Source organism: Streptomyces sp. NPDC023541, from assembly GCF_055559995.1.
Map to the genome: position 1 here is coordinate 16,457 of NZ_JBVHJO010000026.1, position 11,774 is coordinate 28,230.

Here is an 11,774-nt window from a genome sequence, read left to right on the forward strand (position 1 = left end):
GGTGGCGGCCATGCCCGAAACACCGCCTCCCACCGCCGTGATCAGAGCGCGCGCCGACGGACACCTCTGCGACTGCTACGGCCTCGACGTCCTGCGGCCCTGCTCGGCCCGGCCCGAGGATGTGAACACGAGGAAGTGGACAGCCGAGAGACTCATCGATTTGGAGTTCGTTGACTGGAGAGGAGCGGATGATGGCACGCGCAGTCGGGATCGACCTGGGCACGACCAACTCCGTCGTCGCGGTCCTGGAGGGCGGCGAGCCCACGGTCATCACCAACACCGAAGGAAACAGGACCACCCCTTCCGTGGTGGCCTTCGGCAAGGGCGGAGATGTCCTGGTCGGAGAGATCGCCAAGCGGCAGGCGGTGACGAACGTCGACCGCACCGCACGGTCGGTCAAGCGCCACATCGGCGACACGGACTGGCGCTTCCCCGTCAGCGGCGACATCGACGGCAAGCGGTACACGGCGCAGGAGATCTCTGCGCGGGTGCTGCAGAAACTGAAGCGTGACGCGGAGGCGTACCTCGGCGAGGACGTCACGGACGCCGTGATCACGGTGCCGGCCTACTTCAACGACTCCCAGCGCACCGCGACGAAGGAAGCCGGCGAGATCGCGGGTCTGAAGGTGCTGCGGATCATCAACGAGCCCACCTCCGCCGCGCTGGCGTACGGCCTGGACAAGGAGAACGACCAGACGATCCTCGTCTTCGACCTGGGCGGCGGCACCTTCGACGTGTCGCTGCTGGAGATCGGCGAGGGACTGGTGGAGGTCAAGTCCACCAACGGCGACACCCACCTCGGCGGAGACGACTGGGACCAGAAGGTCGTCGATCACCTGGTGAAGCAGTTCCAGAACGGCTACGGCATCGACCTGTCCAAGGACAGGATGGCGCTCCAGCGTCTGCGCGAGGCCGCCGAGAAGGCGAAGATCGAACTGTCCGCCGCGACGGAGACGACGATCAACCTGCCCTACATCTCGGCCTCCGCCCAGGGCCCGCTGCACCTGGACGAGAAGCTCACGCGCTCGCAGTTCGAGCAGCTGACCGCCGACCTCCTGGAGCGCTGCAAGGCGCCTTTCCACAACGCGGTCAAGGACGCGAAGATCAAGGTCGCGGACATCGACCACGTCATCCTGGTCGGCGGCTCCACCCGCATGCCGGCCGTGACGGAGTTGGTGAAGGAGCTGACGGGCAAGGATCCCCACAAGGGCGTCAATCCGGACGAGGTCGTCGCCATGGGCGCCACTCTCCAGGCCGGTGTCCTGAAGGGTGAAGTGAAGGACGTTCTGCTCCTCGACGTGACCCCGCTGTCCCTCGGCATCGAGACCAAGGGCGGCATCATGACCAAGCTCATCGAGCGCAACACCACGATCCCGACCAAGCGGTCCGAGATCTTCACGACGGCCGAGGACAACCAGCCGTCCGTGCAGATCCAGGTCTACCAGGGCGAGCGCGAGATCGCGGCGTACAACAAGAAGCTCGGCATGTTCGAGCTGACCGGCCTGCCGCCGGCCCCGCGTGGCGTCCCGCAGATCGAGGTGTCCTTCGACATCGACGCGAACGGCATCATGCACGTCACGGCCAAGGACCTCGGCACGGGCAAGGAGCAGAAGATGACCGTCACCGGCGGCTCGTCCCTGCCCCGCCAGGACATCGACCGCATGGTCCGCGAGGCCGAGCAGCACGCCGAGGAGGACCGCCGCCGCAAGGAGGAGGCAGAGACCCGCAACAGCGCCGAACAGCTCGTCTACCAGACCGAGAAGCTGCTGCGCGAGAACGAGGGCAAGATCCCGGCCGACCTCAGGACCGAGGTCGAGTCCGCCGTCGCCGAGCTGAAGGAAGCGCTCAAGGGCGAGGACGCCACGGCCATCCGCAACGCGACCCAGCGCGCCAGCGCGGCCGCCCAGAAGATCGGCACCGCTCTCTACGCCGACAGTCAGGGCGCCGCCGGCGGCGGCGCAGCGGGATCCGGCGGCGGGCCGTCAGGAGAGGACGAGGAAGTCGTCGACGCGGAGATCGTCGACGAGGAGAAGGCGAGAGGAGACGCGGGATGAGCCGGCCGAGGTCCTTCGACGAGCCGCGCAGGCAGCCGCCCGTCGTCATCCGCGACAAGCGACGCATCGACCCCGTCACCCTCCAGCTGAGGGCCCCCGACAGCGCTCCCGCGCAACAGGAGGCGCAGCCACGCGCCGGAGGGCCGGGTACTCCCGGCCCTCCTGCCACGGGCAGCCCGCCCGACGCCTGGGAGACGCAGCTCGCGGAGCGCACCGCCGACCTGCAGCGTCTGAAGGCCGAGTACGACAACTACCGCAAGCGGGTGCGGCGCGACCGCCTCGCGATACGGGAAATCGCGGTCGCCAACGTCCTGGGAGGGCTGCTTCCCGTCCTGGACGCGATTGACCGGGCACGCGAGCACGGTGAACTCGACCCGGGCTTCCGGGCGGTCGCCGACACACTGGAAACCCAGCTCGCCACCCTCGGCCTGCAGGAAGTCGGTACCCCGGGCGAAGTCTTCGACCCCACCCGGCACGAGGCGATCTCCTATCAGCGCTCCGACGAGGTCGACCAGCCGACCTGCACAACGGTGCTGCGGCCCGGCTACCGCGTCGGACAACACCTCTTGCGCCCGGCCCAGGTCACGGTGGGCGAACCACCGGACCAAGCCCGGCCAGGACACGGCAGCGCCAAGCCGCCATCCGCCTGACACAGCACCGTCGGGTGTGGGGGAGGTGGGGAGGCCGAGAAAACCGACCTCCCTTGACAGCATCCCGCGAACGTTTTAAGACGGTGAAAGGGCAGCTCCGGACACTTCGGAGGTGAGAGAAATGAGCGGCTCGCGCCCGGCGCGCGACCATTACGCCGTCCTCGGCCTCCGGGCGGAGGCGTCGCCGGAGCAGATCACCAGCGCCTATCGCATGCTGATCCGTGCCCTGCACCCTGACGCCCGCCCCGGCGTGGCCTCGGCCGATGCAGAACTCGCCGCAGTCATCGACGCTTACCAAACCCTGCACGACCCACTGAGGCGCTCCGCCTATGACACCGGACGCGGCCCAAAGCGGAAGGCCGCGAGTCGTCCGGTACGGATACCTGTACGAGTGAGGTCCGCAACGGACACCGGCGCCCGACCGCACGGCCCACACCTGCACTCCGCGGAGTGCCCTCGCACGCTTGTTTCGCTGCCGCACGGAGACCCGTTCGACCGACTCGTGGCCTGGCTGTTTTACGGCATGTAATTCCTGCAATGGCTTCCGGAATACGACGAGCGCGCTCTGGCCTATTCAGGTGGCTGGCCGCAGCCGGACGCAGCATTGTCCGGGGCGGGGTTCCAAGCAGGCCTCGATTAGCGGCCGGGGGCCGGATGAAGGTCCGAGATGGGCGCGCGTGCCCGCAGGGGGCCGCCGGGCGCCCTCCGCGGGCGGGTCCACCCCCTCGGAGCGCACGCGGTACGACCACCGCAGCCGGGCACCGCGTCCGGCGGTGGCGGCCACCGGACGCGGCGGGGTGCCTCCCACTCACGAGGCGGTCGCCTACAGCCCCAGGGGTCGGGCCTCTGTGATGCTCGCCCAGTCGTTCTCCGGATTCGCCCAGAACGAGATCTTCACGTAGCGCGCGTCCAGGGACCCCTGGCCGAAGAGAACGGTCTCGGGTGACAGGGTCGTCCCGGAGCTGCGGCCTTCCCAGGCCTTGGTGTACGAGACGCCATCCGCCGACACGTGCACCGTGTAGTCGTTCCACCTGAGGTCCCCGCGGTGCCAGGCCGTGGTCGCGCCGCACAGCTGTCGGACCGCGCCGGTGTCGATGACGAGCGCTGCCCCGAAGCCCTGGCCGGACCAACGTGTCCCCAGGTCGCCGTCGACCGCGTGGGCCGGCGGGTTGGCGGGCTCGTGGGTGGAGGCGGAGGCGGCTACAGGGGTGACCGGCCGTGTGCAGGTCCGCTGCGGCGACACGTCCCGGTGGGCGGCTCGCTCGTCACCCAGACGCACGGCGTCGTAGTACATGACGCGCTCGGTGGTGTTGGAGGGGGCGCCGGTGTTCCAATCCCATTTGTAGATGCCGAACTTGAAATACGGCGAGCGCGGACCCCCACCGTGCGTCGCCCCTGTCCGGTGTAGGACCCGCTCACCATTCCTCCATACCTGGAGCAGGCCTGTGCTGTCCGTACGCCAGGTCACGTGAAAGACCCAGTCGACCCAGACTCCCGTGGTGTACGGGCCCAGGTCGATCATCTCGCCCCGGAAGTCGATCTTCCAGCGGCCCTCGTCGGTGAGCAGGGCCAGAGGAGGGGAACCGCCGGGACAGCCCGAGTCGCACTGGTGCCACTGGCTGACGATCTCAGCGGAGGTGTCGGCCACCCAAGTCGACGGCAGGTTGATGCTGAAGCCGTACCAGCGCTCGGCGCCGGCGGGTTGATCGTCACGCTGGGACACTTCAGCGCGTTTGCTGCTGGAGACGACGGGGTCGGATTTGCGGAGTTCGAATCGGGCGGCGTGGGAGCCGTCCCGAACGGGGGACGTCACGTTGGTCGCGCCGTACGCCGTCGCCCAGTGCTTGTTGAGGTTCGGGGGCGCCGCGGCGGGGAGGGTGCGGTCTGCGGACTGCTCCCAGTCGAGGGTGCGCAGTACACCGGCGGGGTCAGCCTGCGCCGTTTGCACGGGTGCCAACGCCACCCCAACGGCGGCCACGGCCGACACAAGAGCCGACAACCAGGCCCTGGCATGCGATCGGTTCATATGCGAGCTCCTCCGGAGACGCTTCGCGGATCGGTCCGACGCTCTCGGTGCTGGGCACGGACTCTCCCCCCTGCGGTGGGGCCGTGCAAGGGCCGACGGCCCGGCGCACGGTGGTGTTGGGAGCGTCGAACGCGCCACCGCCGGACCGCCGGTGCCATTCCCCGAGGCCAGGTGCCCGAGCGGCCCGGCGCCAGCAGCGCGCCGGTCAGGCGGGGCGTCCCCGCTTCTTCCCCGCGCTCCACACGCAGCACGACCTGGACCGGCCGAGCAGTCCGTCACCACGGCCACCGACACCGCCTGCCGGCGTGTGGGCGGCTGGGCGCAGGTCATGGCTGTGCCCCCTCGTCTTGGCACGGGAGGGGGCACAGGGCCTTCCGGATGGGAAGGGTTCGACGCTGGTGGGCGCCGGTGTTCCCCATTGACCGCTTCGCGGGGTAGTGACGCAAGCCGGTTGCGGGAACTGGCCCGTGAATGCTGCGAATGCTGGAGAATTCACGCCCGCGTGCGGTATCCGGCCCGGCGCTGCGGGCGTGCGCCCGGTGGAGGGCATTGTTCCGTGATCTCTTGATCGTGTCGCGTTGGCGCTCGTCTCCGCATCAAGCTGTCGTCCCGGCAACCCGTCGTGTGGCACGCGCGGCGGTCAACTGCCTTCCGGATGAACGCATTTGTCTACTTTGGAGACAGGTTCGATGCTGCTTCAGCATGTGCGCGCCGGCGCTGCCTCAGCGCCGGTCCTGGTGGTCGGGGCGGTGAGGCCCTCGCGCAGCCCGGCCGCTGCGCCCGCTTCGGCCGACCGCGCGTCAGCCCTCCCGGCTTCGGGCGGCCCCGCCTCGTTCCGCCTCGCCTCGGTTTCGGCTTCCGTCCGAGCCCGGCTGTGGTTGGGGGCGCCGATACACCCGGGGCCGGACGCGGAGGCGCGGCGATGACGCCGATGTCACCGACCGCGGGAACGGGGGGCGCGGAGCCTCCCAGTCGCCCCGGTCGCAAACTCGGGCCGATCGTGGACGGCACGGGCCCGCAGCATCGGGCATGGCTCGAGCCGATGCGTGCACGTCTGGATGCCAGCGGGATGACCGCCAGCCACCTTGCCGAACGCGCCGGGTTCTCGAAGTCGAAGGTCACCGAGCTGCTGCGCGGTGTCGGCCTGTACCCCCACTGGGAGATAACCTACGCGCTGGTCAGGGTACTGGGGATGCCGGTCACGCCGATGTGCCGCCTGTGGGCGGCCGCCGCTCGCGAGGCGCAGAAGAAGAGGGGCTGGATCCAGGGGAGCATAGCCAAGATCGTCGTTTCCACCGGGCCGTCCGCCCCGCCGCTGGAACACCACGCCTTCGCGAAGACCAACGGCGCACGCTACGAGAGCTACGCCAACGTCTTCCTCAGGGACTCAGGGGAAACCAGCCGCGTCGTCACCGAAACCTTCGACATCCTCTGGCTGTGCTGGCACGAGGCTCTGGCCAGCTCCCACGTCCAGCACTATGCCTGGCAGGTTCTCCGCCGCGGGGTCATGGCCCGCGCCCCCCACACCGACGGCTACCCCGAGCTGGCCGGCGCGGCCTTCAGCACCGTCGCCCTCGACAACGCCACCGTACTTGCGGCCTTCACCCAGGCCGAACAGACCCTGGCTCTCTTCCGCGCCGTGAGCCGGCTGCCCGAGGTCCAACTCGACGTCATCGTCCTGCGCCACCTGCGCGGCATGGACACCACCCCCGTCGCCGACCTCCTGGGCGTCACGCCCGCCTTCGTCATCTCCACCGAACGTCACGCCAGGCGCTCCCTGACCACCCGCCTCAACCTCCCCGCCCATCCGGAAGGCCCTCATGCATCCGATCGATGAGTTCCTGGCCGCCGCTCTGTTGCGCGACGACCTCGACATGCCACGCGACGTGGTCCCCCGCCACGCGGAGGACCACATGGTGCTCCCGATGGAATGGGGACCGCACGGTTCTGACGCCGATGAGTACACTGCCGCGCGGTACCTACTGACCTTGTGCGAGACCGTCGTCGCCCGCACCGCCGCGGAAGCGCTGCAGGACTTCCTCACCGACAAGATCCCCGGCCCACCCGGGGCCCGGGTCCTGGGCTGCATCCTCCAACTCGCCGACGCCGCCGACAGCGCCCGCTTCTGGTGGCAGTACGCCGCCGGAGCCGGCGATGACGCCGCCTCCTACTGCCTCTACCTCCACCACCTCGCCCTCGGCGAAACCGACGCGGCCGCCTGGTGGCGCCTCCAGACCCAGGTCGACACCGACCCCGCCCCCGAAACCACACCGCTGTCCAGCGACCGCGGCCGCATCAGGAACCTCGACTCCAGCACCACCACCGTCCTACGCGTCCTGGGCAAACTCCACCACGAGGCTGCGCACCCCCGAACCGAGCTCACCGACGCCATGATCGACTACGTTCCCGCAGCCGTCGCCGTAGGCCAGCTGGGGAACCCCGACATCGACATCCCCGTGCCCGCCGACGACTTCGCCGGCAACATCACCATCATCCTGGCCGTCACCTCCAGCCTCCTTGGTGCCCGTACCCCCGCCCAAGGCGAACCCTGCACCACACCCCGCCTCTCACGCCGCATACGCCCCACCAAGCCCACAGCCAACGCCTCCCGCCCCGAACGCCCCCCGGTCAAGTACCTCCAGCCCCGGTGACTTCGGAGGAAGGGCTGGCCCCGGGTGGCGGGGACCGGCGTCGCACACACGCATTGAGCGACTCCCATCCCCATGGACGCCGGCCGCGGCCGTGGTGTGCCGGGCACGGCCTGGGCCGCCAAAGCCCCCCTGGGGCCCGCCGTGTCCGGAGCAGCGACGGCTACCGGGCCCATGGCAGTTCACGGCTGCCCTCGGTGCCGGGTACGGAGGCGGCTCCGTCGGAGCGCATCGAGACATGGGCTTGGACCTGCTCGTGCGCGTGGACCCGGCGGGTCCGGTCCGCCGGAAGGATCAGGGTCTGGCCGGCCGAAACCTGCTGGCCACGACCGTCGCACGTCACCTCGAGGACGCCCGCGGTGACCGTCCAGACCTGTTCGCGACTGATGGAGTGTTCGGGGCCGGTCGCACCGGCCTCCATCGTGACCGTCCAGGTGCTGAGTTCCGCGCTGCCGCGACTGGGGGACGCCAGGCCGGTCATGGTGGCGTTCGGGGAGACGGTGACGTTCTCGGCCGAGGGAGTGATCACACGTGCGCCCAGATCCTGGTCCCGGTCCTCGGGGTGGTCGGGGGAGGCCCATTCGACGAGCTGGACGACGACGCCGTTGGGGTCGGTCATCTGGAACAGGCGCTCGCCCCAGGGTTCTTCGCGCAGCGGCATGGTGATGGGCGCGCCCGCCGCGCGTAGACGGGTCTCCTCGGCATGGAGATCGGTGACGGTGAACGCGAGGATGAGGCCGCCCGCCTCCCGGTCCCGCTGCTCAGCCGGGAGGACTTCGGTCCCCTTGCGGAGCAGGACGAGGTCGACGCCGGCATCCTTGCGGGTCAGCGAGCAGAAGCCGTCGTCAGCCATGGCCACCTCGTAGCCGAGGTGGGTGACGAAGAAGTCGCGGGAGGCGTGGACGTCGGAGACGGTCAGGGAAACGGTGGACGCGGACACATGCATGGCAGCTCCTCATAAGTTGTCGGGGGTGGTGGGTGAAAGCGGAGACGTCGGCACGATGCGGTGAAGCAGGGGTTCTGCGCGTGTCAGAGCCAGGTTCGTCCGGTCGGCACGCACCGCCGAAGGACGCCGCGTGACGCGCGCGTCCAGCTGGAGCGGATCAACCGTCGAGGCCACATCAAGGGCTCCGTCGGCCCACGAGGACTTCGCCTTCGCCGGTCCGTAGGCGCGTGTGGCCGTTGAGATCAGGCCGAGGTCAGGCTGAACCGGCGGTCAGGTCAGCACCCGGGTCGCGTCCTCTTCAACGGCGTCCATCCGGCAGCGAAGGACAGGCACCCGCCGCGCAGAAGCGCGGCACGCGCGCGCCACGCCGGCCGGCTGACGGTACCGAGGCAAGGTTGTCCAGGGATGCGTGCATGGCTTAACGATCCGGGGGTTCGGACATATGATCAAGGCAGACTTCCACGCGGTTCGATAACCCGTGGGTTATCGACGGGGGCCGGGGGGCCGGTGGAGCTGCGGGACATCGAGATCTTCCTGACACTGGCGGAAGAGCTGCATTTCGGCCGGACGGCGCAGCGCCTGCACGTTTCCCAGGCTCGCGTCAGCCAGGCCATCAAAAAACAGGAACGGCGCATCGGCGCCGACCTGTTCACCCGTACCAGCCGCACGGTGAGCCTGACCGAAGTCGGCCGCCAGTTCCGCGAGGACCTGCGACCGGTCTACGCGGGCCTCCACGACTCCCTGCAACGCGCTCAGCTTGCGGCCCGGGGCATCACCGCCCAGCTCCGCGTCAGCCTGATGCCCTTCAACGTCGCCGACCTGCACCCTTACTGGAAGGCGTTTCGAGCCCGGTATCCGCACTGGGGACTCCAGGTCCGTCAGGCGACCTACACCGATGTGTTCGGCCAGCTTCGCAGCGGTGTCATGGACGTCCTCGTCGCCTGGCTACCGGTGGAGGAACCGGACTTCACCGTCGGACCGGTCCTGTGCACGGACTCGCGGATCCTCGCCGTGGCCGCCGACCACAGGCTCGCGGAACGGGACACCGTACCGCTGGAGCTGTTCGCCGACTTCCCGCACGGCACAGTCCACGGCCTGCCGGACTACTGGGAGGACGGCTACCTGCCCTTCTACACCCCTCGGGGCCGCACGATCGAACGCGTCGAGTCCGCAGTCTCGGACACCGGCGACGACCTGATCAACTACGTCGGCATGGGCGAGATCATCCATGCATGGCCTGGCCACGTCACCAGGCACTGGGGCATGCGCAACATCCGCTGGCTCCCTGTCCCGGACTTGCCTCCCATGCACTTCGTCCTGGTCTGGAGGACCGAAGCCGAGAACGACCTCATCCGCGCTCTCGCCGAGACGGTACGAGATCTCGGGGCGTACCGGTTCTGACGTGCGCGAAATCCGTGACCGTTTCACCGGCCCGCGGAGGTGGGCCAGGTCGCGGGAGTCGGTGAAGTCGGCCACCCGCACGGGGATGCCGGGGGCGGCGGCGTCGTACCGGGGGAGGCCCGGCCAGGGTCAGCAGCCCGTCGCTGCCGGCGACGTCGAGCTCCATCACCGTCACACCCGGTGTCCAACATCTCGCCCTTCCAAGGTGGTTGACGCGTCCGACAGAGGGACACGGTCATACCGTGCCCGGAGCCGGCGGCCGCGTTGCAGGGCTGCGAAACAGATGACGGGGGAGGAGGGCGGGGCTGCCAGCCCGTAGGCAGCGCAGCCCCAGTCTTCCGCCGGCCGGACCACGCCTTACCGGCCCGGCCGAAACCGGCGCTTTCCGTGTGCGGGCAGGTCACGACGGCCGTGCTCAGCCGTTACCCGGTCCGTCCGATGACAGTCGGCGATCTGACCCGTCACGACGCTCACGCAGCATCTCCTGGGCTTCAGGGCTGGCCTCGGTCGGCTCGCGCTTTCCGGTACCCAGGGCCTCCCGCGCCGCGTCCTTGACCTTCTCCGCCATGTCCTGGAGCCGGCCTTTGTCGTCGGACGAAGCCGCGTTACGCTGCCGCTCCTCCTCGGGGGACACATCGTTCTCGCCGGTCACGCGCTCCAGCGGCGACCTGTCGTCCTTCTTCTCCTGTCGGTCAGGCATGGCGGCGCTCCCTTCGTTCGTTCGTGCCTGGACATGGCACCTTTCCCTTCCCCACCGCTTCAACCGCTCCACGGCGGTCCCGTCCGGCACGTACTGCGAGGCGAGGAGCGATCATGACCCTTGCCGCGCTCGTGACCATGAGCCAGCGCCGGGCCCGGCGTACCTGAGGTCGTCGCCGGACGGGACACGCTCGTCGTCAGCCGACAGGCGCTGGCAGCGGGATGGTGCTGACCCGCGGGCTGTAGCCCTGGCCGTGCCGCCCGCCCGGGCCCTGCCGTGCGGACAGCCCTTACCGTCGTGATCAGGGACGTGTCTGGCCGAATCGGTGGATATCGTCCGTGCGGGTGAAGCGGACGGTGAAAATCGGTTGTGGGGTGGGGGGCTCGGCCAGGCTGATGACTGCCCGCACGTAGCGGTGTCGGGCGGTCCCGTCGGCGTCCCGCCTGTCGGGCCCCTTGTGAGCGAAAGCGGGTGGGGTCATGGCGATCGGTACGGTGCTGCTGGCACTGCGGGAGGACCCCCTCGGAGGTGGGGTGAGTGCCGAGCAGCTACGGAGGATCGGCAAGGAGCTGGAGAACCGGGGCTTGGAGCTGCGGCCTGTCGGTGACGCGCGTGACGCCCGGGCGATGCTGCAGACGGAAGCCGGCATCGCGGCCGCGGTGGTGGCTTGGGACCTCCCCTCCCGCGCCGCCCGCCGTGAGCCGGCAGGAACGACGCCCGACGGGCTGGAAGTGCCGACGGGCGGGGCGGAGGTCCTGGACAGGATCCGGCACCGTTTCAAGGACCTGCCCGTCTTCCACATACCTCATCCTGTTCTCCATGGGCATCACCAAGGGCAAGTGGGACACGCTCATGGACGCCCTGATGGACTTCAAGGCCCTCTACGACACCGATGCCCTCGACGGGGTCCTGCCCGCCCTCGTGGCACGCCACCGGTCCCGCTACCGCGACACCACCCTGCGCGAACTGTGCACGCAGATGCACGAGCACCTCACCCGCGGCGCCTTCATCACCGCACTCGACGAGGCCTTCCACGACCTGCCCGTCCCTGTCCACCCACCCCGCCACTGCTACCAGCAGCTCATCCGGGGCGGCACCGAACGCGTCCGCCTGGCCGACGCCGCCGACCGGATCGCAGCCGCCATGGTCACCGTCACCCCGCCCGGGATCCCCGTCCTCATGCCCGGCGAATCCCTCGGCGCCCCCGACGGCCCCCTCCTGCGCTACCTCACAGCCCTCGAGGCCTCCGACCGCGCCTTCCCAGGCTTCGGCAGCGAAGCCCACGGCGTCACCACTGACCCCGAAACGGGCTACTACCTCATCGAATGCCTCCGCACCGTTTCCTGAAG

The 11,774-nt window shown here is 69.5% G+C and carries 10 protein-coding genes and 1 pseudogene; 8 read left to right on the forward strand and 3 right to left on the reverse strand.

Annotation, left to right across the window (positions count from 1 at the left end; translation table 11 throughout):
- The first annotated feature begins 191 nt into the window (after window positions 1–191).
- The 3 genes from dnaK to ACZ3X1_RS35065 all read left to right on the forward strand — a co-directional run bounded on the left by dnaK (window position 192) and on the right by ACZ3X1_RS35065 (window position 3,233).
- On the forward strand, window positions 192–2,054 hold the full coding sequence (dnaK, locus tag ACZ3X1_RS35055; protein WP_467283301.1) for a molecular chaperone DnaK: 1,863 nt from the start codon (window positions 192–194) through the stop codon (window positions 2,052–2,054).
- Window positions 2,051–2,704: a nucleotide exchange factor GrpE gene (gene grpE, locus ACZ3X1_RS35060; protein ID WP_467283303.1), complete on the forward strand. Its 654-nt coding sequence runs from the start codon at window positions 2,051–2,053 to the stop codon at window positions 2,702–2,704. The genes dnaK and grpE overlap by 4 nt, the downstream gene beginning before the upstream one ends.
- 121 nt (window positions 2,705–2,825) lie before the next feature.
- Window positions 2,826–3,233 (forward strand): J domain-containing protein, encoded by a 408-nt coding sequence (locus tag ACZ3X1_RS35065; RefSeq protein WP_390077374.1) that lies wholly within the window; start codon window positions 2,826–2,828, stop codon window positions 3,231–3,233.
- Between the two features lie 294 nt (window positions 3,234–3,527).
- On the opposite strand, the gene ACZ3X1_RS35070 is transcribed toward ACZ3X1_RS35065, so the two are convergent.
- Window positions 3,528–4,652, reverse strand: coding sequence for a heparin lyase I family protein (locus ACZ3X1_RS35070; protein WP_390077372.1), 1,125 nt, complete (start codon window positions 4,650–4,652; stop codon window positions 3,528–3,530).
- Window positions 4,653–5,799: 1,147 nt separating this feature from the next.
- On the opposite strand from ACZ3X1_RS35070, the gene ACZ3X1_RS35075 reads away from it, so the two are divergent.
- Together ACZ3X1_RS35075 and ACZ3X1_RS35080 are read left to right on the forward strand one after the other, a co-directional pair.
- A complete protein-coding gene (locus tag ACZ3X1_RS35075) occupies window positions 5,800–6,567 on the forward strand; it encodes a sigma-70 family RNA polymerase sigma factor (RefSeq protein ID WP_467283307.1) in 768 nt (255 codons plus the stop codon).
- A complete protein-coding gene (locus ACZ3X1_RS35080) occupies window positions 6,551–7,381 on the forward strand; it encodes a hypothetical protein (RefSeq protein ID WP_390077368.1) in 831 nt (276 codons plus the stop codon). Before ACZ3X1_RS35075 ends, ACZ3X1_RS35080 begins: the two co-directional genes overlap by 17 nt.
- A gap of 160 nt (window positions 7,382–7,541) precedes the next feature.
- Here ACZ3X1_RS35080 and ACZ3X1_RS35085 read toward each other — a convergent pair whose 3' ends face one another.
- Window positions 7,542–8,324, reverse strand: coding sequence for a VOC family protein (locus ACZ3X1_RS35085; RefSeq protein WP_467283313.1), 783 nt, complete (start codon window positions 8,322–8,324; stop codon window positions 7,542–7,544).
- 507 nt (window positions 8,325–8,831) lie between these two features.
- On the opposite strand from ACZ3X1_RS35085, the gene ACZ3X1_RS35090 reads away from it, so the two are divergent.
- On the forward strand, window positions 8,832–9,725 hold the full coding sequence (locus tag ACZ3X1_RS35090) for a LysR family transcriptional regulator (protein WP_467283317.1): 894 nt from the start codon (window positions 8,832–8,834) through the stop codon (window positions 9,723–9,725).
- Between the two features lie 415 nt (window positions 9,726–10,140).
- Here the strand turns inward: ACZ3X1_RS35090 and ACZ3X1_RS35095 are convergent, their stop codons facing one another.
- Window positions 10,141–10,425, reverse strand: a complete 285-nt coding sequence (locus ACZ3X1_RS35095; protein WP_467283319.1) for a hypothetical protein — start codon at window positions 10,423–10,425, stop codon at window positions 10,141–10,143.
- 479 nt (window positions 10,426–10,904) lie between these two features.
- On the opposite strand from ACZ3X1_RS35095, the pseudogene ACZ3X1_RS35100 reads away from it, so the two are divergent.
- Window positions 10,905–11,162 (forward strand): annotated as a pseudogene (locus ACZ3X1_RS35100) (response regulator); the annotation flags it as partial.
- Between the two features lie 82 nt (window positions 11,163–11,244).
- Window positions 11,245–11,772, forward strand: coding sequence for an Orn/Lys/Arg family decarboxylase (locus ACZ3X1_RS35105; RefSeq protein ID WP_467283321.1), 528 nt, complete (start codon window positions 11,245–11,247; stop codon window positions 11,770–11,772).
- Window positions 11,773–11,774 lie beyond the last annotated feature (2 nt).

Coding starts and splice junctions, on each gene's coding strand:
- grpE (WP_467283303.1), top strand. CDS start 2,051: ATGAGCCGGCCGAGGTCCTTCGACGAGCCGCGCAGGCAGCCGCCCGTC.
- ACZ3X1_RS35105 (WP_467283321.1), top strand. CDS start 11,245: ATGGGCATCACCAAGGGCAAGTGGGACACGCTCATGGACGCCCTGATG.
- ACZ3X1_RS35075 (WP_467283307.1), top strand. CDS start 5,800: ATGACCGCCAGCCACCTTGCCGAACGCGCCGGGTTCTCGAAGTCGAAG.
- dnaK (WP_467283301.1), top strand. CDS start 192: ATGGCACGCGCAGTCGGGATCGACCTGGGCACGACCAACTCCGTCGTC.
- ACZ3X1_RS35080 (WP_390077368.1), top strand. CDS start 6,551: ATGCATCCGATCGATGAGTTCCTGGCCGCCGCTCTGTTGCGCGACGAC.
- ACZ3X1_RS35095 (WP_467283319.1), bottom strand. CDS start 10,425: ATGCCTGACCGACAGGAGAAGAAGGACGACAGGTCGCCGCTGGAGCGC.
- ACZ3X1_RS35085 (WP_467283313.1), bottom strand. CDS start 8,324: ATGCATGTGTCCGCGTCCACCGTTTCCCTGACCGTCTCCGACGTCCAC.
- ACZ3X1_RS35065 (WP_390077374.1), top strand. CDS start 2,826: ATGAGCGGCTCGCGCCCGGCGCGCGACCATTACGCCGTCCTCGGCCTC.